The sequence below is a fragment of the Polaromonas sp. P3_B1 genome (assembly GCF_056402935.1).
In genome coordinates, this window is the sequence record NZ_JBFUGK010000025.1 from 50,582 (window position 1) to 70,768 (window position 20,187).

The 20,187-nt window shown below is 64.4% G+C and carries 27 protein-coding genes; 25 read left to right on the forward strand and 2 right to left on the reverse strand.

What is annotated here, in order from left to right; genetic code table 11:
- The first annotated feature begins 48 nt into the window (after nucleotides 1-48).
- The 12 genes from ccoN to AC1DXS_RS15540 all read left to right on the forward strand — a co-directional run bounded on the left by ccoN (nucleotide 49) and on the right by AC1DXS_RS15540 (nucleotide 9,577).
- Nucleotides 49-1,482, forward strand: coding sequence for a cytochrome-c oxidase, cbb3-type subunit I (gene ccoN / locus AC1DXS_RS15485; protein WP_477738372.1), 1,434 nt, complete (start codon nucleotides 49-51; stop codon nucleotides 1,480-1,482).
- Between the two features lie 34 nt (nucleotides 1,483-1,516).
- Complete coding sequence (gene ccoO / locus AC1DXS_RS15490; RefSeq protein WP_477738373.1) at nucleotides 1,517-2,146, forward strand: cytochrome-c oxidase, cbb3-type subunit II; 630 nt, start codon at nucleotides 1,517-1,519, stop codon at nucleotides 2,144-2,146.
- A gap of 11 nt (nucleotides 2,147-2,157) precedes the next feature.
- Nucleotides 2,158-2,295 (forward strand): cbb3-type cytochrome oxidase subunit 3, encoded by a 138-nt coding sequence (locus AC1DXS_RS15495; RefSeq protein WP_122956404.1) that lies wholly within the window; start codon nucleotides 2,158-2,160, stop codon nucleotides 2,293-2,295.
- Nucleotides 2,296-2,355: 60 nt separating this feature from the next.
- Complete coding sequence (ccoP, locus tag AC1DXS_RS15500) at nucleotides 2,356-3,273, forward strand: cytochrome-c oxidase, cbb3-type subunit III (protein ID WP_477738374.1); 918 nt, start codon at nucleotides 2,356-2,358, stop codon at nucleotides 3,271-3,273.
- A 7-nt stretch (nucleotides 3,274-3,280) separates the two neighbouring features.
- Nucleotides 3,281-4,708, forward strand: a complete 1,428-nt coding sequence (gene ccoG, locus AC1DXS_RS15505) for a cytochrome c oxidase accessory protein CcoG (RefSeq protein ID WP_477738375.1) — start codon at nucleotides 3,281-3,283, stop codon at nucleotides 4,706-4,708.
- A 10-nt stretch (nucleotides 4,709-4,718) separates the two neighbouring features.
- Entirely contained in the window at nucleotides 4,719-4,976 is a 258-nt protein-coding gene (locus AC1DXS_RS15510) for a nitrogen fixation protein FixH (protein WP_477738376.1), read from the forward strand.
- Nucleotides 4,977-5,018: 42 nt separating this feature from the next.
- On the forward strand, nucleotides 5,019-5,297 hold the full coding sequence (locus AC1DXS_RS15515) for a hypothetical protein (RefSeq protein WP_477738377.1): 279 nt from the start codon (nucleotides 5,019-5,021) through the stop codon (nucleotides 5,295-5,297).
- A gap of 73 nt (nucleotides 5,298-5,370) precedes the next feature.
- Nucleotides 5,371-6,645, forward strand: coding sequence for a PAS domain-containing sensor histidine kinase (locus AC1DXS_RS15520; protein WP_477738378.1), 1,275 nt, complete (start codon nucleotides 5,371-5,373; stop codon nucleotides 6,643-6,645).
- A complete protein-coding gene (locus tag AC1DXS_RS15525) occupies nucleotides 6,642-7,286 on the forward strand; it encodes a response regulator (RefSeq protein WP_007874381.1) in 645 nt (214 codons plus the stop codon). Before AC1DXS_RS15520 ends, AC1DXS_RS15525 begins: the two co-directional genes overlap by 4 nt.
- Before the next feature lie 110 nt (nucleotides 7,287-7,396).
- Nucleotides 7,397-8,230 carry a universal stress protein gene (locus AC1DXS_RS15530; protein WP_477738379.1) on the forward strand — a complete coding sequence of 278 codons (834 nt, stop codon included), beginning with the start codon at nucleotides 7,397-7,399 and terminating at the stop codon, nucleotides 8,228-8,230.
- Nucleotides 8,231-8,357: 127 nt separating this feature from the next.
- The gene (locus AC1DXS_RS15535; protein WP_477738380.1) at nucleotides 8,358-8,801 is read left to right on the forward strand and encodes a response regulator; all 444 of its coding nucleotides are present in this window, start codon (nucleotides 8,358-8,360) and stop codon (nucleotides 8,799-8,801) included.
- On the forward strand, nucleotides 8,792-9,577 hold the full coding sequence (locus tag AC1DXS_RS15540; RefSeq protein WP_477738381.1) for a helix-turn-helix domain-containing protein: 786 nt from the start codon (nucleotides 8,792-8,794) through the stop codon (nucleotides 9,575-9,577). The genes AC1DXS_RS15535 and AC1DXS_RS15540 overlap by 10 nt, the downstream gene beginning before the upstream one ends.
- Before the next feature lie 15 nt (nucleotides 9,578-9,592).
- On the opposite strand, the gene AC1DXS_RS15545 is transcribed toward AC1DXS_RS15540, so the two are convergent.
- Nucleotides 9,593-10,684, reverse strand: coding sequence for a fatty acid desaturase (locus tag AC1DXS_RS15545; protein WP_477738382.1), 1,092 nt, complete (start codon nucleotides 10,682-10,684; stop codon nucleotides 9,593-9,595).
- A 333-nt stretch (nucleotides 10,685-11,017) separates the two neighbouring features.
- On the opposite strand from AC1DXS_RS15545, the gene hemN reads away from it, so the two are divergent.
- From hemN to AC1DXS_RS15590, 9 genes are all read left to right on the forward strand, one after another.
- Nucleotides 11,018-12,400, forward strand: a complete 1,383-nt coding sequence (hemN, locus tag AC1DXS_RS15550; RefSeq protein WP_477738383.1) for an oxygen-independent coproporphyrinogen III oxidase — start codon at nucleotides 11,018-11,020, stop codon at nucleotides 12,398-12,400.
- A 6-nt stretch (nucleotides 12,401-12,406) separates the two neighbouring features.
- A complete protein-coding gene (locus AC1DXS_RS15555; protein ID WP_477738384.1) occupies nucleotides 12,407-13,096 on the forward strand; it encodes a sulfite exporter TauE/SafE family protein in 690 nt (229 codons plus the stop codon).
- 105 nt (nucleotides 13,097-13,201) lie between these two features.
- Nucleotides 13,202-13,525 carry an ArsR/SmtB family transcription factor gene (locus tag AC1DXS_RS15560; RefSeq protein WP_007874391.1) on the forward strand — a complete coding sequence of 108 codons (324 nt, stop codon included), beginning with the start codon at nucleotides 13,202-13,204 and terminating at the stop codon, nucleotides 13,523-13,525.
- Nucleotides 13,522-13,932, forward strand: a complete 411-nt coding sequence (locus AC1DXS_RS15565) for an SRPBCC family protein (protein ID WP_477738385.1) — start codon at nucleotides 13,522-13,524, stop codon at nucleotides 13,930-13,932. The genes AC1DXS_RS15560 and AC1DXS_RS15565 overlap by 4 nt, the downstream gene beginning before the upstream one ends.
- A gap of 39 nt (nucleotides 13,933-13,971) precedes the next feature.
- The gene (locus AC1DXS_RS15570; protein WP_477738386.1) at nucleotides 13,972-14,394 is read left to right on the forward strand and encodes a DUF1801 domain-containing protein; all 423 of its coding nucleotides are present in this window, start codon (nucleotides 13,972-13,974) and stop codon (nucleotides 14,392-14,394) included.
- 33 nt (nucleotides 14,395-14,427) lie between these two features.
- The gene (locus AC1DXS_RS15575; RefSeq protein WP_477738387.1) at nucleotides 14,428-14,832 is read left to right on the forward strand and encodes a DUF1801 domain-containing protein; all 405 of its coding nucleotides are present in this window, start codon (nucleotides 14,428-14,430) and stop codon (nucleotides 14,830-14,832) included.
- Nucleotides 14,833-15,046: 214 nt separating this feature from the next.
- Nucleotides 15,047-15,253, forward strand: a complete 207-nt coding sequence (locus AC1DXS_RS15580; protein WP_477738388.1) for a DUF3606 domain-containing protein — start codon at nucleotides 15,047-15,049, stop codon at nucleotides 15,251-15,253.
- Nucleotides 15,254-15,336: 83 nt separating this feature from the next.
- On the forward strand, nucleotides 15,337-15,525 hold the full coding sequence (locus tag AC1DXS_RS15585; protein WP_477738389.1) for a hypothetical protein: 189 nt from the start codon (nucleotides 15,337-15,339) through the stop codon (nucleotides 15,523-15,525).
- Between the two features lie 10 nt (nucleotides 15,526-15,535).
- Complete coding sequence (locus tag AC1DXS_RS15590; protein WP_477738390.1) at nucleotides 15,536-15,919, forward strand: VOC family protein; 384 nt, start codon at nucleotides 15,536-15,538, stop codon at nucleotides 15,917-15,919.
- Between the two features lie 12 nt (nucleotides 15,920-15,931).
- Here AC1DXS_RS15590 and AC1DXS_RS15595 read toward each other — a convergent pair whose 3' ends face one another.
- Nucleotides 15,932-16,819 (reverse strand): LysR family transcriptional regulator, encoded by an 888-nt coding sequence (locus tag AC1DXS_RS15595; protein WP_477738391.1) that lies wholly within the window; start codon nucleotides 16,817-16,819, stop codon nucleotides 15,932-15,934.
- 113 nt (nucleotides 16,820-16,932) lie between these two features.
- On the opposite strand from AC1DXS_RS15595, the gene AC1DXS_RS15600 reads away from it, so the two are divergent.
- The 4 genes from AC1DXS_RS15600 (at nucleotide 16,933) to AC1DXS_RS15615 (ending at nucleotide 20,137) form a co-directional block, all read left to right on the forward strand.
- Nucleotides 16,933-17,382: a VOC family protein gene (locus AC1DXS_RS15600; RefSeq protein ID WP_477738392.1), complete on the forward strand. Its 450-nt coding sequence runs from the start codon at nucleotides 16,933-16,935 to the stop codon at nucleotides 17,380-17,382.
- A 10-nt stretch (nucleotides 17,383-17,392) separates the two neighbouring features.
- Nucleotides 17,393-17,992, forward strand: coding sequence for a flavin reductase family protein (locus AC1DXS_RS15605; protein WP_477738393.1), 600 nt, complete (start codon nucleotides 17,393-17,395; stop codon nucleotides 17,990-17,992).
- A gap of 259 nt (nucleotides 17,993-18,251) precedes the next feature.
- Nucleotides 18,252-18,929 (forward strand): adenylyl-sulfate kinase, encoded by a 678-nt coding sequence (gene cysC / locus AC1DXS_RS15610; protein WP_477738394.1) that lies wholly within the window; start codon nucleotides 18,252-18,254, stop codon nucleotides 18,927-18,929.
- 104 nt (nucleotides 18,930-19,033) lie between these two features.
- Complete coding sequence (locus AC1DXS_RS15615) at nucleotides 19,034-20,137, forward strand: sulfotransferase family protein (RefSeq protein ID WP_477738395.1); 1,104 nt, start codon at nucleotides 19,034-19,036, stop codon at nucleotides 20,135-20,137.
- The last annotated feature ends 50 nt before the right edge of the window (nucleotides 20,138-20,187 follow it).

Sequence of the window (20,187 nt, forward strand, 5' to 3'; positions counted from 1 at the left end):
GCCGCCCGCCGCGCCGACACTTTGAAGCATCTAGACAAAAGGTGCTTCATGAACCAAGAAACGACGCAAGGGATCGTCTATCACGACACGGTGGTGCGCCAGTTCTCGCTGGCGGCGGTGCTCTGGGGTGTGGTGGGCATGGCGGTGGGCCTGTTCATCGCGGCCCAGCTGGCCTGGCCTGAACTGAACTTCGGCATCCCCTGGCTCAGCTACGGCCGGCTGCGGCCGCTGCACACCAATGCGGTGATCTTCGCCTTCGGCGGCTGTGCGCTCATAGGCAGCAGCTACTACGTGGTCCAGCGCACCAGCAGCGTGCCGCTGTTCGCGCCCCGGCTGGCCGCCTTCACATTCTGGGGATGGCAATTGGTCATCGTGGCGGCGGCCATCAGCCTGCCGCTGGGTTACACCACGGGCAAGGAATACGCCGAACTCGAATGGCCCATCGACATCCTGATCACGCTGGTCTGGGTGGCTTACGCGGTGGTGTTTTTCGGCACCCTGGGTGTGCGCAAGGTCAGGCACATCTATGTGGCCAACTGGTTTTACGGCGCGTTCATCCTGGCGGTGGCGGTGCTGCATGTGGTCAACAGCGCCGAGGTGCCGGCCGGCTGGATGAAGTCCTATTCGGCCTATGCCGGCGTGCAGGACGCCATGGTGCAGTGGTGGTACGGCCACAACGCCGTCGGCTTTTTCCTGACCGCGGGCTTCCTGGGCATGATGTATTACTTCATCCCCAAGCAGGCCGAGCGGCCGGTCTACAGCTACCGCCTGTCCATCGTCCACTTCTGGGCGCTGATCTTCACCTATATGTGGGCGGGCCCCCACCACCTGCACTACACGGCCTTGCCCGACTGGACGCAATCGGTGGGCATGGTGTTCTCGCTGATCCTGCTGGCGCCCAGCTGGGGCGGGATGATCAACGGCGTGATGACGCTGTCGGGCGCCTGGCACAAGCTGCGCGAGGATCCCATCCTGCGTTTCCTGATCGTCTCGCTGTCCTTTTACGGCATGAGCACCTTCGAGGGCCCGCTGATGTCCATCAAGACCGTCAACGCGCTGTCGCATTACACCGACTGGACCGTGGGCCATGTGCATTCGGGCGCGCTGGGCTGGGTGGGCCTGATCTCCATGGGCACGCTGTACTACATGATCCCGCGCCTCTTCGGGCAAAAGCGGATGTACTCGGTGCGCGCCATCGAGGTGCATTTCTGGGTCGCCACCGTGGGCATCGTGCTCTACATCGCGGCCATGTGGATCGCCGGCGTGATGCAGGGCCTGATGTGGCGCGCGCTGAACGCCGACGGGACCCTGACCTACACCTTCGTCGAATCGGTGAAAGCCACCTATCCCTTCTACGTGGTGCGCTTCTTCGGCGGCGTGCTGTACCTGGGCGGCATGGTGCTGATGGCCTGGAACGTCTGCATGACGGTGGCCAAGGGCCGGCCCGTGCGGGTGCAGGTTCCCGCTCTGGCCCACGCATGACAAGACGCAAGCAAAAGCGAAGAAAGCTCATCCCATGAAAAACGACGACACAAGCACCGCCGGCTTCTCGCACGAGAAGATAGAGACCAACAACTTTCTGATGATCATCCTGATCCTGCTGGTGATCGCCGTGGGCGGCCTGGTCGAGATCGTGCCGCTGTTCTTCCAGAAGTCGACCACCGCGCCCATCGAAGGCGTCAAGCCCTACAGCCCGCTGCAGCTGGCCGGCCGCGACATCTACCTGCGCGAGGGTTGCTACAACTGCCATTCGCAGATGATCCGGCCCTTCCGCGCCGAGACGCTGCGCTACGGCCACTATTCGGTCGCCGGCGAGTTTGTCTACGACCATCCCTTCCAGTGGGGCAGCAAGCGTACCGGCCCCGACCTGCAGCGCGTGGGTGGCAAGTACACGGACGAGTGGCACCGCATCCACCTGAACAATCCGCGCGACGTGGTGCCCGAATCGAATATGCCGGCCTACAGCTGGCTCGAGAAAGCGAACGTCAACCCGGCCGACATGGCCCCGCGCATGAAAGCCCTGCGCACGGTGGGCGTGCCTTACACCGATACCGAAATCGCCCAGGCCGCGGCCGAGGTGAAGGACAAGACGGAAATGGACGCCCTGGTGGCCTATCTGCAAATTATGGGCAAGGCCCTGAAGTAAAGGAGGACGCCATGGACGTCAACACACTGCGCATCATCGCCACCCTGCTGTGCTTTGCCACCTTCATAGGCCTGCTGGTATGGGCCTATTCAAAGCGCAACCGCGAGCGCTTTGAAGAGGACGCAAAGATCCCCTTTCTGCAGGACTAGGGCCATGCCAGCCATTCCCAAGGTTTCATTTTTTAATCCCCAACGCATCGGGTGCGGCTTATGAGCGATTTCACCGACAACTTCTGGTCCTGGTATGTGGCCGCGCTGACCCTGGTCGGCATCATCGGCGCGCTGGTGCTGCTGTGGGCCACGGCCCGCAAGAAAATGCCGGAACGCAGCGATAACACCACGGGCCATGTCTGGGACGAGGACCTGCGTGAGGCCAACAACCCCATGCCGCGCTGGTGGATGTGGCTGTTCGTCTTCACCGTGATCTATTCGCTGCTCTACCTGGTTGCCTATCCGGGCCTGGGCGCTTACCCGGGCGAGATGGGCTGGAGCACGCGCGGCGAATACGACAACGCGATGGTCAAGGCGGACAAGGAGCTTGCGCCGTTGTATGCCCAGTTCACCGCCAAAAGCGCCGAGCAGCTCGCGGGCGACACCAATGCGATGGCCGTGGGCGAGCGCCTCTTCATGAACAACTGCGCCCAGTGCCACGGCTCGGACGCGCGCGGCAGCAAGGGCTTTCCCAACCTCACCGACACCGACTGGCTGCATGGCGGCTCGGCCGAAAAAATCAAGGAAACCCTGACCCAGGGCCGCAAAGGACAGATGCCCCCCATGGCCGCGGCCGTGGGGTCACCCGAGGACGTCAAAAACGTGGCGCAGTACGTGCTGAGCCTGTCGGGCGGCCCGCACGATTCGGTGCGCGCCCAGCTCGGCAAGTCGAAGTTCACGGCCTGCGCTGCCTGCCACGGCGTGGACGGCAAGGGCAATACCGCGATAGGCGCGCCCAACCTGGCCGACGACATCTGGCTGCACGGCTGGGGCGAGCAGGCCATCGTCGACATCGTCAACAAAGGCAAGACCAACGAGATGCCCGCGCAGGCCGGCAAACTCACGGAAGCGCAGATCCACGTGCTGACGGCCTACATCTGGGGGCTGTCCAACAAGGCCCCCGCGGCCAAGCTTTGAGGCGACAGTGACACAACCGGCCTTGCGCAAAATCATTCCCATCGTGCCGGTGAGCGAGCCGGCAGGCGGATCCCTGTACGAGGCGCAAAAAAAGATCTACCCGCGCTCGGTCAGCGGACGTTTCGCGCGCTGGCGCTGGGTTTTTGTGGCCCTGACCCAGCTGGTGTTTTACGGCCTGCCGTGGCTGCAGTGGGGGCAGCGCCAGGCCGTGCTCTTCGACCTGGAGGCCAGGCGCTTTTACCTGTTCGGTTATGTGCTGTACCCGCAGGACTTCATCTACCTGACCGGCCTGCTGGTGGCCAGCGCCTTGTCGCTGTTCCTGTTCACGGCGGTGGCGGGCCGCCTGTGGTGCGGTTTTACCTGCCCGCAGACGGTGTACACCGAAATCTTCCTCTGGATAGAGCGCAAGGTGGAGGGCGACCGCACGGCCAGGCTGAAGCTGGACGGCGCGCCTTTTTCGCTGGAAAAACTGGTCAAAAAATGGTTCAAGCACATCCTCTGGATAAGCGTGGCCATGTGGACTGGTTTTACCTTTGTCGCTTACTTCGTGCCGGCGCGCGAGCTGATCCTGCAGTTCCTGCAAACCAAAATGGGCGGCTGGGAAATCTTCTGGGTGCTGTTCTACGGCTTTGCCACCTACGGTAATGCCGGCTTTCTGCGCGAGCAGGTGTGCAAATACATGTGCCCCTATGCGCGATTCCAGAGCGCGATGTTCGACAAGGACACGCTGATCGTGAGCTACGACCCGGCGCGCGGCGAGCCGCGCGGCGCCCGCTCTCGCCATGCCGACATCACCACCTTGTCCCTGGGCGCCTGCGTCGATTGCACGCTGTGCGTGCAGGTCTGCCCGACCGGCATAGACATCCGCGAGGGCCTGCAGTACGAATGCATAGGCTGCGCGGCCTGTGTGGACGTCTGCGACGGCGTGATGGACAAGATGGGTTATGCGCGCGGCCTGATCCGCTTCACCACCCAGAACGCGCTGGCCGGGAAATGGACCGCCTCACACATGCTGCGCCGCGTGCTGCGCCCGCGTGTGCTGGTCTACACCACGCTGCTGGGCGTGCTGTGCCTGGCGCTGCTGTGGAGCCTGGTGGCGCGCATGCCGCTGAAGGTGGACGTGGTGCGCGACCGCGCGGCGCTCTCGCGCATCGCGGCCGGCGGAAAGCTGGAAAACGTCTACCGCCTGCAGATCATGAACGCCACGGAGCAGCCCCAGCGCTATCGCATCGTGGCGGCCGGGCTCGAGGGCCTGGCGGTCGCCTCGGAGCCCGAAGTCGGCGTAGGCCCCACCGAATCGCGCTGGGTCGCGGTGCGGCTGCAGATTCCCTATGGCTCGGCCGAGGCCGGCTCGCACCCCATCATGTTCCGCGTCGCCGATGAAAGCGGACGCGCCCATGTCGAAGAAAAGTCCGTGTTCCTGGTTCCACGATGAAAGGCCTTTCATGACAAGCATTCCCACCCAAGCCGCTCCCTGGTGGAAACACGGCCATGTCTGGCTGGTGATTTCCGGGCCCGCGATGGTCGTCGTGGCCGGCGTCGTGACGGTTTTCCTGGCTGTCAAATACCCGGACGCCGTGATCATCGGCCAGAAGCCGGCGCGGGCCTCGCGCATCGGCGAGCCGGGGCAACCCAGGGCCCTGGCGCCGGCCCTGGAAGGGCGCAACCACGCGGCCACCCCCGACAGGGCCGCGCGGCCCTGACGGCCCCGCTGGCCCGTAATCCCCAAAAAAGGAGGCAACGTGATGTCAGCCAACAAGATACTGGGCATTGCCTGGCCGGCCTTCCTGGCGGCCTGCCTGCTGGAGCTGCTGCTGTTCGGGCTGTTCGACCCCAAGGAGATGCTCAGGGACGGGCAGCCGGCCGGGATGTCGCGCCTGGCTTTCCAGACGGCCGTGTTTTTTGTTTTCTGGGTTGCCTGCGCGGCCTCCAGCGCCCTGAGCGTGCTGCTGGCCGGGCCCGCACCGGACGAGGGGCCGGAAGCTTCACGCCGGACGCGGGCGGATCCCGCAGATGAGGACTGAAAGCGGCACAGGCGCGCCGGTGTCCGGAACAGGGCAGGGCGGTAAGATCGGGCCCTCACTCCCGAACTGCGCCATGTCCCTTTTTCCCCACGTTGGCGATGCGGTGCCCAAACGCCGGCGCTCCACGGCCATTGTGCTGGCCGTGTTGGCGACCCTGACGCTGCTGGCCGCCCTCCATCTGGTATCCAGCCCGCATTCGCTGCCGGGCCTGCCGCTGGTGGCGGCGCTGGCTGYCGCCACCTGCGGCATCGCCTGGCTGGTGGCCGGGCGCGATGCAGCGCGGGACCGCGCCGGCAAGCAGGCCCTGGAGGGCGCCGACGCCAGGCTGGCCGGCCTGCTGGACTCGGCCATGGACGCCATCATCACCGTGGACAGCGAGCAGCACGTGATCCTCTACAACAAGGCCGCCGAAAAAATCTTCGGCTGGCCCACGCGCGAGATGCTGGGCCAGCCGCTCACACGCCTGATCCCGCAGCGGCACCAGGCCGCGCACGGCGGGCAGCTCAGGCATTTCGGCCAGACCGGCACGACCTCGCGGCGCATGGGGGACGGCACGGTGCTGTATGGACTCAGGGCCAGCGGCGAGGAATTCCCGCTGGAGGCCTCGATCTCGCAACTGGACACCGCGCATGGGAAGCTGTACACCGTGATCCTGCGCGACGTGACCGAACGCGTGCGCGCCGCCGAAGAATTGAGCGCCTTCGCCTCGGCGGCCCACGCCATCCGCGAAAGCGAGAAAACCCGTATCGCTCGCGAGCTGCATGACGAACTCGCGCAGTCGCTGACGGCGATCAAGATGGACGCCACCTGGGTCCGGGAGGCCATGCCCCGCGATGCGGATGCCGTGCGGGCCAAGCTCGACGACATGCTGGGCCTGCTGGACACCACCGTCGCTGCCACGCGCCGCATCGCCTCGGATTTGCGGCCGTTGCTGCTCGACGACCTGGGCCTGGTGCCGGCCATCGAGTGGCTGACCCACAATTTCAGCCAGCGCCACGGTGTGCCGTGCAAGCTGTCGCTGGATGAGGACGTGGAGCTCGGTGAGCCTTATGCCACGGCCGTGTTCCGCATCGTGCAGGAGTCGCTGGTGAACGTGGCCAAGCATGCAGGCGCGTCGCGGGTCGACGTGCGCATCGAGAGGACGGGCGCGGCCGTGGTCCTGGAAGTGGCCGATGACGGCGCCGGTTTTTCGCTGGACGCGCCGCGCAAGACCAGTTCGCTGGGCCTGATGGGCCTGCGCGAACGGGCCCGGCTGCTGCAGGGGACGGTGAACATCGACACAGCGCCGGGCCGGGGCACACGCATCCGCGTCAGCATCCCGGTACCGGAAACAGGAGACATCACGTGATCAGGATTGTGATTGCCGACGACCACGCCATCGTGCGCGAGGGGCTCAAACGCATCGTGTCGTCCATCGCGGACATGGAGGTCGCGGGCGAGGCCGGCAACGGCACGGAAGTCATGCAGCGCGTGCGCGAGCTGGCCTTCGACGTGCTGGTGCTGGACCTGTCCATGCCCGGGCGCAGCGGCATGGAGCTGATCAAGCTGGCCCGCGCCGAAAAGCCGCAGCTGCGCATCCTGGTGCTGAGCATGCACCAGGAGCTGCAGTACGCGGTGCGGGCCATCAAGAACGGCGCCAGCGGCTACCTGACCAAGGAAAGCGCGCCGGCCCAGCTGGAGCAGGCGCTGCGCAAGGTGGCCTCGGGCGGTGCCTTTATCAGCGCCGAAGTGGCCGAGCAACTCGCGCTGGGCGCCATGCCCGGCAGTGAGGCGGTGCCGCACGAAAGCCTGTCCAACCGCGAGTTCGAGGTGCTGCAGCTGCTGGCAGCCGGCGTTTCCCTGACGGACATCGGGACCAGGCTGAACCTCTCGGTCAAGACCGTCAGCACCCACAAGACCAACCTCATGCAAAAGATGGGCTTGCAAAACCAGAACGAGCTGATCCGCTATGCGCTCAAGCATGGGCTGAGCGAGCCGCTGGACCCCTGAGCCTCGCCGGCTCCCGGTGGATGCGCCTTGTGTTGACAAGGGTCAATACGGCCGGGGATGAATCTTCCTACAGTCAAGGCATCCCAACCTGATTGAACCGGAGGTGTTCCATGGGCAACGAACTCAAACAACTGCTGGTCCACGCCGATGCCACGCCGCAATTCGCGCAGCGCCTTGAATTTGCCGGCCGGCTTGCCGCCCTGCACGGCGCCGGCATCACGGCGCTGTATGCCTCGCCTTCGGCTTCTGAGGCGCTTCCGGTGGCCTCCGGCATTCCCGGCCTGGCCGTGAAGCGCGAAAACACGCAGGACACCGAACTGGCGCGGGCGCGCTCGGTGTTCGACCAGCTCAAGCCCGCGGGACTGCCGGTCGCCTGGGCGGAAATCCATGAATTTCCACTGGCCCCGGCTTTCGCGCAGCAGGCGCTGTATGCCGACCTGCTGGTGCTGGGGCAGCACGGCCCGGGCGAGGGCTGGTCCACCTTGATGCCCGCGGATTTCCCGGAAACCGTGATTGCCCTGAGCGGTCGGCCGGCGCTGGTGCTGCCCTATACCTCGGCGAAACCCGGCTTGCCGGGCACTGTGGTGATCGCCTGGAAGCCCGGCCCCGGGGCCGCGCGCGCCGTGACGGCGGCGCTGCCCCTGCTGCGCAAGGCCGGCGCGGTGCATGTCCTGAGCTGGGGTTCCGACCCGGCGGCGGCCGCCGGTGAAGTCCCGAATATCGTCTCCTACCTGAAGGCCCACGGCGTGCGGGCCGGCTGGCAACACGAAGCGGCTGAGCCCGAAAACCTGGGCGAGCTGCTGCTGTCGCGCGCCTTCGACCTGCAGGCGGACCTGCTGGTGATGGGCTGTTACGGCCATACCCGCGCCCATGAATGGGTGCTGGGCGGCGCGTCCCGCACCGTGCTCAAAAGCATGACGCTGCCGGTGCTGATGGCGCACTAGAGCCTGGGCTGCTAGGAAAATTCCGAGCCGGGCTAGGAGCCCAGGCGCGGGCAAACCAGCTTTATCCGAGCCGGGCTTTCAGCAAAGCCCGATGTCCCGAATGCGCCGCCTGCGCGACAGTAGGGGCATGCAACATTCCACGCCGCCCATCCGGGTTTTCCTGGCCGATGATTCGGCGCTGAGCCGCAGCCGGGTGGCCGCGATGCTGCTCAACCAGGGCATGGAAATCGCGGGGCAGGCCGATACGCCGGAGTCGGCGATATCCGGCATCCTGGCAGTCCGGCCCGAGGTGGTGGTGCTCGACGTGCAGTTCGAGAAGGGCACGGGCATGCAGGTGCTGCGAGCCGTCCTCGCGGCCGCGCCGGGCATCCCTTTCATCGTCTTGAGCAACCACGCCGAGCCGGCCTACCGCACGCGCTACCTGGCCGCCGGTGCCGCCCGCTTTCTTGACAAGCACGCCGAGTTCTACGACCTCGCCGGCCAGGTGAAAGCCGTGGCCAGGCTTGCGCAAGCCCAGCATCCCGATCAATCCGTTTCTTTCTCTCAATCCAAGGAGCCGTCATGTCACTAGCCCATCCATCGGCCGGCACTGCTTCGCAGCCGCTCAATTTCAGCAAGACCTTGCCGATCAAGGCGATTCCGCCGCTGACGACCCACTGTTCAAACTGCAACCTGCGCGACCTGTGCCTGCCTTGCGGCATGAAGCCGGCCGACGTGGACGGCCTGGACGAGCTCCATTTCAGCCGTACCAAGATCAAGGCGGGGCAGGCGCTCTACCACGAGGGCCAGGCCTTCCGCAATATCTACGCGGTGCGCATGGGCACCTTCAAATCCAGCCTGACGCTGGCGGACGGCCGCGAGCAGGTCAGCGGCTTTCGCATGGCCGGTGAACTGATGGGACTGGACGGCATCGCCAACGGCGCCTATGCCAGCAACTCCACGGCGCTCGAGGACACCGAGGTCTGCACCATCCCCTACGACCAGATCAGCGCCCTGGCGACGACCAGCGCCGACCTGCAGCAGGCCGTCAGCCGCCTGATGAGCCGCGAAATCGTCAGGGAGCACAGCCTGATGATGCTGCTGGGCAGCATGAATGCCGAGGAGCGCCTGGCCGCCTTTTTGCTGAACCTGTCGCAGCGGCTCAAGCTGCGCGGCTACTCGCCCAGCGAGTTCCACCTGCGCATGTCGCGCGCCGAAATCGGCAGCTACCTGGGCATGAAGCTGGAGACCGTGAGCCGCACCTTCTCGGCCTTCCAGCAGCAGGGCATCCTTGAAGTCGACAAGCGCCATATCCGCATCCTCGATGCCGCGGCGCTCACGAGCATCTTCGAGACGCGGGTTCATTAAGAACCTGTTCCCGGCCTAAACCGGGCCGGCCATGGCCTCTGAAGTCGGCCTCCCGGAAAAATCGGTCCACTGCTGCCGCTCGAAGTCATAGAGCTTGCAGCGGCGCGCCGTGCCGAAGTACCAGCGCCAGGAAAACGGCTGCACCACGATGTGGCCCGGCAGCCTGGCCTCCAGCACGGCCTGGGCCTGCTTGAGGCGGTACAGCGGCACACCCATGTCCACGTGATGCGCGGTGTGCTCCATGATGTGGTGCAGCGCCGCGCCGAAAAAGCCGTTGAAGCGCAGGTGCACGGTCGTGGAGACAAAGGGGTTGGCGGCCGACCAGTCTTTTTTGTTGTCGTACCAGGCGATGCGGGTGTGCGTGTGGTGTACATAGACCACAAAACCCATCAAGGCCTTCCACACCAGCAGCGGCAGGAAGAAGCCGACGGCGAGCAGCCAGCCGGCTGATTGGCCGGTGGCCGGCGCAGCCATCACCAGGCCCGCGACCCAGGCCGCGGCGACGACGGTGACCAGCAGGCTGTCGGCGACAAAAATGCCGCGCCGGGTGGGCATCACGGCTTTGGACGGAAAGTAAAGCCGCTTCCACCAGATCTCCACCGCGTAGTAAAGCCAGGGCGCCCAGCCGCTGCGGTAGGCGCGCTCCAGCCATTGTTTCCAGGCGGGCATGCGCTCATAGGCCTGCAGTGTCGCGGGCTGCCAGACGAAGTCAAAGCCGCTGAGGTTGGTGTAGCCGTGGTGCACGACGTTGTGCCCCACGTCCCACAGGCTGTAGGGCGTGAGCGAGGGCAGGAACAGCAGCCGGCCCAGCCAGCGGTTGAGCCGGCGGTGCGGCGTGAAGCTCTGGTGGCAGGCGTCGTGGCCCAGGATAAACAGCCTGGCGATCATGAAGCCGGCCGCCAGGCCCATGAGCACCTGCAGCGCGGGATGGCGCGCGAGCACCGCGCCGGCCATGCAGGCGGCGAACAGCGCAAAGTCGGCCATGGACAGCGCCAGGGCGATGCCGGTGTTTTTGGCCGTGATGGGGGCCAGCCAGGAACGCAGGATTTTTCGATGGGGAAGGGGCGTTGCGGGGGTGATGGCTTGGGTGATCTGGGTGGAGTGCATGAGGGATCAAAGGTAGGCGCCGGGGGCTGTCGGGCCCGGGGCGATGGGGAAGCCGCCAGCTTAGGGCGCTCCCTTCGCCGGGATTTGACGCAGGTCAAGCGCAAGGCAATCGCGCCGGCGCGGGGCCCGCCTTGCACCGCCGTTGATCCACATCAACGCGGTCGGGGCGCAGCGGCGGCACAGTGGAGGCCTCACATTCGTGAACCCGGAAACCGCAGTCGACCGCTTGTAAACCTCTCGAGGGCCCCATGAACACTGAATTTTTCCTCTTCGTTAACGATACCGGTCTGGATGACAACGCATCCAGCCGCCGTTTCTAGGTTGAAACACCCCATGTCCGCGGTATTACCCCAGGCCCTCAAGCGTTTCGACATCTCGGGCCCCCGCTACACCTCCTTCCCCACGGCGGACCGCTTTGTCGAGGCCTTTAGCGCCGCCGACCACGGCCGCGCGCTGGACGACAGGCGCTCGCGGGCCGAAGCGTCGGCCGCGCCGCTGTCGCTGTATGTGCACATCCCGTTTTGCGAATCGCTGTGCTACTACTGCGCCTGCAACAAGATCATCACCAAACAGCATGGGCGCTCGGCCGCCTACCTGGGCTACCTGGAGCGCGAAGTCGCGCTGTACACGGCGCACCTGGGCACCGGCCAGACCGTCAGCCAGCTGCACCTGGGCGGGGGCACGCCGACTTTTTTCTCCGACGAAGAACTGGCCCGCCTGATGGACATGCTCAGGCGCAATTTCGACATCGTGGCCGGCGCGGAGCTGTCCATAGAGGTGGATCCGCGCACCGTGGACCAGGCCCGGCTTGCCGCCCTGGCCGCCCTGGGTTTTAACCGCCTGAGTTTCGGCGTGCAGGATTTCGATCCCGACGTGCAGAAAGCCGTGCACCGTGTCCAGCCTGCGGAGCAGGTGTTCGCGCTGGTTGCCCAGGCACGCGCGCTCGGTTTTGAGTCCATCAACGTCGACCTGATTTACGGCCTGCCGCGGCAGACGCAGACCTCGTTCGCGCGCACCATACGCCAGGTCGAGGAACTCAGGCCGGACCGCATCGCGCTTTATGCCTATGCGCACTTGCCGGAGCGCTTCAAGCCGCAGCGCCACATCCCGACGGCCTTGCTGCCGGCGGCCGAGGACAAGGCCGCCATGCTGGCCGAGGCCATGGCGCGTTTGCAGGGCGCGGGCTACCAGTACATCGGCATGGACCATTTCGCGCTGGCCGGCGATGCCCTGGCCGTGGCCGCCCGCGAGGGCCGGCTGCACCGCAACTTCCAGGGTTACAGCACCCAGCCCGACCGCGACCTGCTGGGCCTGGGCGTGTCGGCCATAGGCGCGGTAGGCGCCAGCTACAGCCAGAACGCCAAAACCATGGAGGAGTACTGCGACCTGCTGGACCAGGGACGTTTCCCGGTCACGCGCGGCCTGGCGCTGAGCCGGGACGACCTGGCGCGGCGCGCGGTGATCATGGCCATCATGTGCCAGGGCCAGGTGTGGTTTGAATCGGTTGAGCTTGCCTGGATGCTGGACTTCAAGCGCTATTTCGCGGCGGAGCTTGAACGCCTGCGCGAACTGGAGGACGCCGGCCTGGTCGTGCTGTCCGATAACGGCATCCGCGTCACGCCCGAGGGCCGTTTCGTCTTGAGGGCGGTGGCCATGGTGTTCGACCGCTACCTGCAGGCGGACCTCAACCGCAGCCGCTTTTCGCGCATTATTTAGGCGCCCATGAGCTACGCGCTTGCCGCCACGGCCTTGCTGATGGGCCTGGCCGGAGGACCGCATTGCGCCGTGATGTGCGGCGCGGCCTGCGGCGGGCTGAGAAACATGGGCCGCATGGACGCAAAGCAGCGGCCGCCATCGCCGCTGCTCTTCCAGGCCGGGCGGCTTGTGGGCTATTCCACTGCGGGCGCGGCCGCCGCCGCGGCGGTGCAAAGCCTTGCCTGGATGGCGGAACACGCCGCCGCGTTCAAGCCGGTATGGACGCTGTTTCATCTTGCCGTGCTGGGTTGGGGCCTGATGCTGGTGGTGAAGGCCAGCCAGCCGGCCTGGGCGGACCGGGCAGGGCGCTCGGCCTGGTCCAGGCTGGGTGCGGTGGCCGCATCGCGGGGCGGCATGTTTTCGGTGGGCGCGCTGTGGGCCTTTATGCCTTGCAGCCTGCTGTATTCGGCGCTGCTGGTGGCCTCGCTGGGCGGCGACGCGCTGCAGGGCGCACTCGCCATGGCGGCCTTTGCACTGGGCAGCGGCGTTTCCTTGCTGCTGGCGCCGCGGCTGCTGGCCGGGTTGCGGCAGGCCGGCAACGGCCTGGGCGGACAGCTTGGCGTGCGCGCGGGCGGCGGCGTGCTGGTGCTGGCCGCCCTTTACGGGCTGTGGGGCGACATGACACACCGCATCGCCCAGTGGTGCGGCCTGGCCTGAAGCGCCGGTCACCTTTTCTCACATTTGATCCATTGAACCGGCGATCCATTGAACCGGCCGGGCCGGTGCTTGACGAATCAATAACCGCTTGGTTATGATTTGACCATGCAAGCCCTCGCGAACGAAGTCTTCAAAGCCCTGGCCGACCCGACACGCCGGGCGATCTTTGAACGCCTGGCCCGCGACGGGGAGCAGACCGTGCGCGCTTTGACCGACCGCGCCGGTGTGTCGCAGCCCGCGGTGTCCAAACACCTGCGCGTGCTCAAGCAAGCCAGGCTGGTGAACGACAGGCAGCAGGGCCGCGAGACGCATTACAGCGCCCAGCCGCTGGCGCTCGCGCCGCTGCGCGACTGGGTGAGCACCTATGGCGCGTTCTGGAATGAACGCTTCGACGACCTTGAATCACTGTTGAAAAGGATGGACCAATGACCCAAACCGCCGCCGAAACACGCTCCGTTGTTGTTGAACGCGAGATTCCCCACCCGCCGGCCAAAATCTGGCGCGCCTTGACGCAGCCACACCTGATCGCGGAATGGCTCATGAAGAACGACTTCCAGCCCGTTGTGGGCCACGGCTTCAAGCTCAGCGCCGACTGGGGCTCCGTGGACTGCGAGGTGCGAACCGTCGAAGCCGACAAAACGCTGTCCTACACCTGGGCCGCCTACGGCCTGGAGAGCGTGGTCACCTGGACGCTCACACCCACCGGCACGGGCACCCGTTTGCGCATGGAGCAGGCGGGCTTTCGCACCGACCAGGAACAGGCTTACCAGGGTGCAAAACACGGCTGGCAACAGTTTTTCGCCCAGTTGGAGCAGGTGCTGGCGCGGGCGGATTGAAGCACGCATCCTTCGCCAGGAGGCCCCGAGATAAAAACAATGGCCCAAAAAACCGGCGCGAAGCCTGCGTTGCTCGCGGGCGGCAACCCGCAGATCGCCAAAGGCGAGGGCGACGCGCCGGTGCAAGCCTATATCGCGGCCATGCCGGGCTGGAAAAGCGATGTGGGGCGGCGCCTGGACGCGCTGATCATGCGCACCGTGCCCGGTACGCACAAGGCCGTCAAATGGAACTCACCGTTTTACGGTGTGGCGGACCAGGGCTGGTTCCTGAGCTTTCATTGCTTCACGAATTACGTCAAAGTAGCCTTTTTTCGCGGCAGCTCTTTGCGCCCCCTGCCTCCGGTCGAGTCAAAGAGCCGGGACACCCGCTATGTCCACCTCCTGGAAGACGGCGAGTTCGACGAGGCCCAACTGGCCGCCTGGATCCGGCAGGCCAGCGAATTGCCCGGCGAAACAATGTGATCGGCTAAAACCCTGAAGAAAGCTATATCCACCATGAAAAAAGCGACGAGCAGCGACGCGAAAGCCAGCGAGGGCGGCTCCGCCTCCGCGCAGATAGACCTGAAGATCCGTGAGCTCGGCGACTGGCGCGGCGAGACGCTGGCCCGCATCCGCAAGATCATCCAGCAAGCGCTTCCCGCGGTGGTTGAGGAGCTCAAATGGCGCGGGGTCCCGGTCTGGTCGCACGGCGGCATCATCTGCACCGGCGAGACCTACAAGAGCGCCGTGAAAATGACTTTCGCCAAGGGCGCGAAGCTCGAGGACCCGGCAGGCCTCTTCAATTCCAGCCTCGAAGGCAATACCCGTCGCGCCATCGATATCCACGAAGGCGACACCATCGATGAAAAGGCCTTGAAGGCACTGGTGCGCGCCGCCGCGGCGCTGAACGGCAAGCCTTAGTCCCGGCGGTCCACGGCGGCGCGAGCTGCCGGCCGGACAGCCGAACCAGGCTGAACCCCTGAATCCGTAAGCTTGCGTTTCCGGCCGCCTCCTCTAATTGGGGGATGCGGTATAGCCCAAAAGGTAGCAGAGTCATGTAGCAGGATGTATCCGGGCCTGGGAACAGGCCTGGCGCACTCCGGCAGCATGAACTGTCCCACCTGAAGGGAGAACCATGATGGTTTCGCGAGCTCCCCCAACCGCCGCGGCGGTTGACCGCATCACCTTGCTTGTCCCGCTTGTCGTGCAGGCCTGGTGCGCTGAATTGCAATGCACCGAGCACGAACTGCGCGCGGCCGTTTACGCCGTGGGAAGCGAGCCCGAGCAGGTCAGGCGCTATTTTCGCCGCCGCAGGGAAACGCCGGAAATGCTGGAGGACTGAGGGTTTCCCTGTAGGTTTTCCACCGAGCCTGAGACAAGGCATCACCCGACCCCATGAATGATTTTGTTTGCGGATGATGCGACATGAACACTTTAATCCATCCCCCTGTGATCGAGGCCCCCACGCCAGGGGAAGAACAAAAAGCGTCCAGCACCACCGATCTCCTGGTCGGCCTGGCGCTCGGCATCTGCGCGCTCGCCGCGGTGCATATGGCGGGCTACGCGGTGCTCCTCATCGCGCCTGTGCTGAGAAAACTTCTCGACCAGTTCTGAAGCACAGGCCATGCACAAAAGCCGGCTGGCCACCCTGGTCATCGACTGCCAGACCGACGACCTGGACGCGGCCGCCGCCTTCTGGTCAAAAGCCCTGGGTTGGGCGCCCGAAGAACTTCCCGACCCCGACAATTCCAAGTACCGGCAACTGGGCACACCGCCGGGCGAGGTGACGGTGCTGGTGCAATCCGTCCCGCATCCCAGCCGCGTGCACATCGACATCGAGACCGACGACATCGAAGCGGAAGTCCAACGTCTCGAAAGCCTGGGGGCGCGCCGTGTCGCACAGGTCAAGCGATGGTGGGTGATGCAGGCGCCGACGGGCCAGCGCTTTTGCGTGGTGCGTCCGCAGCGGGCGGGCTTTGAGAGCCAGGCCAATGTCTGGGGCGGCTAGCCAGCCGCCAGGTCATCGCTTGGCGCCGGTTGCCGGTGGTATCGCCTCGCGAAGGTGTTTTTCCAGGGCCATGACCACAGGCTGCCGCGAGCCCAGGCCTTTGCGCAGGATGCCGATCTCGCGGTAAAAAGTCTTGTCGCCCAGGGAAATTGCGCGCACGCCCGGCGGCAGGGGCAGGTAGGCCTCGACCATGGGCACCAGCGCGACCCCCAGGCCTTCGGCGACCATCTTCATGAGGCCCGCGATCTCGTCGAGTTCGATGGCGTCCTGCACGCTGAGCTTGTTGTCGCGCAGAAAGCGCGTCACCAGGCGCCCGCCGAAAGAGGTGCGCTCATAGCGCAAAAAAGGCTGGGTTTCGAGCAGCTTGCGCCAGTCCCGGCCCTTGCTGTTTTTGGGGACCAGCAGCTTGAAGGGCTCCTGCATCAAGGGCTGCCAGCTCATCTCAGGCAGGATGCCGAAGGGCGGCCGGATCATGACGGCCGCGTCGATCTCGGCGCTGTCGAGCTGGTCCATCAGCTTCATGGACACGCCGGGAAGAATGTTGACGAGCAGCCTGGGATGGTCTTTGCGCAGCGCCGCCAGCGCGCGCGGCAGCACCGAGGATTGCACCGAGGCAATGGCGCCTATGCGCAAGGTGGCGGCGAGTTCCTCATCACCGCCCACATCACCTAATCTGGCATACAGCGCCACAATATCTTCGGCGCGCGCGAGCACCCTGGCGCCGGCTTCGTTGAGCACGGCGGAGCGCCGCGTACGGTCGAAAAGCGCCATCCCCAGGGACTCCTCCAGCCGCTGGATCTGGCTGCTCACGGCGGACTGGGTCAGGCCGATCTGTTCGCCGGCCGCGGAAAAGCCGCCGTGGCGCACGACCGCGATCAGGGTTTTGAGCTCGGTGATCATGGGGGAGGGCTTTGATTCATCGAAATTATTGATCCTCAGTTTGAATATATATCGTTTTTCAAACTTCATGAATCGCCCTACAGTAAGGCTTTCATGATTTCCGAAGGCTCACGATGACCGCACCCAACACCGCCACTCCCGCCAAAGTTCTTCCGCCTTTTCACCTGGCCTTCCCCGTCCACGACCTGGCCGTGGCGCGCCAGTTCTACGGCGAGCTCCTGGGCTGCTCCGAAGGCCGCAGCTCCAATGAATGGGTGGACTTCAATTTCTACGGCCACCAGATCGTGGCGCATCTGGCGCCGGAAGAGTGCGGCCATCGCCAGACCAGTGCAGTGGACGGCCACAACGTTCCGGTTCGCCACTTCGGCGCGATTCTGTCCCTGCCCGAGTGGGATGTGCTGGCTGCGCGCCTGAAGGCAGGCGGCACGAAATTTGTCATCGAGCCTTATGTGCGCTTCAAAGGCGAGCCGGGCGAGCAGGCCACCATGTTTTTCCTGGACCCGTCCGGCAACGCCATAGAGTTCAAGGCCTTTGCCAGCCTCGACAACCTCTTTGCCAAGTGACGTGATTGACATGAGCCATTTCAAGGCGGTGGCCCTGCAGCATGCGAGCCGGCTGATCAATCACGGCCCCACGGTGCTGGTGACCAGCGCGCACGGTACGGCGCGCAATGTGATGGCCGCGGCCTGGTCCATGCCGGTGGAGTTCACGCCGCCGCGTATCTCGGTGGTGATCGACAAGAAAACTTACACGCGTGAACTCATCATGGCGAGTGGCGGTTTCGGCATCTGCATTCCGGGCAGCACACTGGCCGCCTTGACGCACGCCGTAGGCAGCGAGTCCGGACGCGATCTCGACAAATTCGCGCACTACGGCTTGAAGGCCCGCAGCGGTCCTGTCCTGGGCATGCCCTTGCTGGAGGAGGGCTGCGCGGCCTGGCTGGAATGCCGGCTGATTCCCGAGCCGCATACCGAAGACGCGTATGACACCTGTTTCGCGGAGGTGGTCGCCGCAGCCGCCGATGAACGTGTATTCCAGCACGGGCACTGGCGCTTCGGTGACGACAACCGCGAGCTGCAGACCATCCATCACCTGGGCGGCGGCAATTTTGTAAGGTCGGGCGGGATGTTTTATGCGGGGGATGCCGCGACGATGCGTGGCATACAGCCATAAAAACCCCCTGAGGCCCCTTCCATCAAACAGGGCCTTGAAACCAGAACCGGGCCGTCAGCACGAAGGTAATATTGCCCAATAACGTCTATATAGACGAAGGTAGTATTGACTAATCGTCCCCGCAGAGTATCTTGTGCTTAGCCTTTGGTGGCCTGTGCGCGCTTCTGTCTGATATTGACCCGCCGATATTGCGCTTGCGCAACATCCAGATTTGCGGATGAACGTATTCAAGCGAGGAACTCTCAGCATGAGAACGTCTATGCGTATGTTCGATGTGACGAAGGACTCCGCGACTGACATTACCGCAGCGGCCGTAAAGCCTTCAGAACAGGGCCGCAGCGTGCCTGGCACAGATGTTTTCTACCATGCCGGCTCGGTCACCGAGCAATGCAGGCAAGCCTTGCTTGGGCACGCCCCGGCCACGGTCTGGCTGACCGGATTGAGCGGTGCAGGAAAGTCCACGCTCGCGTACGCATTGGAAGCCATGCTGCTGGATCTCGCCCACCCTTGCTTCGTTCTGGACGGGGACAACCTGCGCCATGGACTGAGCAAAGACCTGGGATTCTCTGCGCCAGAGCGGCGTGAGAATATTCGACGCACGGCCGAAGTCGCGCACATGATGAACGAAGCCGGATTGATCGTGATCACAGCCTTGATTTCGCCGTTCCGGGACGACCGGAACATGGCTCGAACCATCATCGGTGATGCACGATTCGTTGAAGTCCATGTCAGTACGCTGGCAACCGTCTGTGAACAGCGCGACCCGAAAGGGCTGTATATGCGGGCACGCGCCGGACAGCTTGCGGAATTCACCGGCATCTCGTCTCCTTACGAAACACCGCTGCTGCCTGACCTGGTGCTCGACACCGACGCCTTGCCCTTGCAAGATTCGACCCGTACCTTGCTCGACCTTGTTGCGCAGCGCTGCTTCCATTGAGCTGCAACGCAGAGCTGGCCTCATGGCCATTGATTGAAAATTCCCTGGCCGTCTTGCGTTGGCTGATTCAGCTGGCTCGATGTAAACAATAACAGGAGAGGCATATGGAGGTAGCAGCAGAAAAAGACAGCGGTGCGCCTGCGCACTCTCGCCCACGGCCCGTGCTGATGATCCCGCTGCGGCGCTGCGGCAGCCATGCGTTGCGCTTGCGCCTGAGCTTCAATCCGCACTTTTACTCGCCCTATCCCTTGCATATCGTGGATTTCATGCCGCTGGTGCCGCTCTATGGCGATCTTTCCGATGACCGGGCGTATTTCCGCATGGTGGTGGACGTGGTGGGTTTGCAGGCAGCAAGCCCGGTCAAATGGCCAAACGTGGTATTCGATCCGAGGCAGATATTCGAGGCCATACGCCTCGAAAGGCGCAGCGTGCATCGCGTCGTCTGGGAGTTGCTGCTACGCGCCGGGGAGCTGCAGGGTGCAAGAATCGTCATGGATAAATCGCTGGACAGCGTGCACTACGCGGACGAGTTGATGAGCCTGTTTCCGCAACTGCTGTTCCTGAATGTCGTGCGGGATCCGCGCGCGCAGGTGGCATCCATGACCCGCGCCATCATCCACGACTTCGATGCCACCCTGAACGCGATGGCATGGGTTGATGCGTATCGCGTGGCGCTGTCACTGGCGGAGCGCTATCCGGAACGGGTGCTCACCGTGCGCTATGAGGACTTTCTTGCCGACCAGGAGAGCACCTTGCGCAAGATCTGCCGCTTCTTCGGCATCGAGTACCTGCCGCAAATGCTGGATGTCACGCGTTCGCACGAGGCGCAGCAGCTATCCCATATGTCGGCGCTCTGGGCTTCGAATTGTTTCGCGCCGATAGCCGCCAACGCCGACAAGTTCAAAACGCAGCTTTCGATGAAGGAAATCGAAGTGATCGAGACCTTGGCGCGCGACTACATGGCGCTTTACGGCTATGAACTGATGACTGAGGCACAGGCAGCGATCAGCGACAGCATGATGGCGGACTCCCGCGAATGCTCCGGGATCGCGAAGCGGCGCGCCTGGCACGAGCTGGAACACAACGATTACCGGGATTTCATTTTGCGCCGTTTCCGGTCGGACTATCTGCAGCAGGTACGCAATCGCCTGGACGATTTGCCGATGGCCGTTGCGGCTAATGCACGCGATACAGCTCGCATTGCGTGAAACTCTTCTATAACGAACGCGGCGAAATTGCATGCGGAACGAAAAGACTG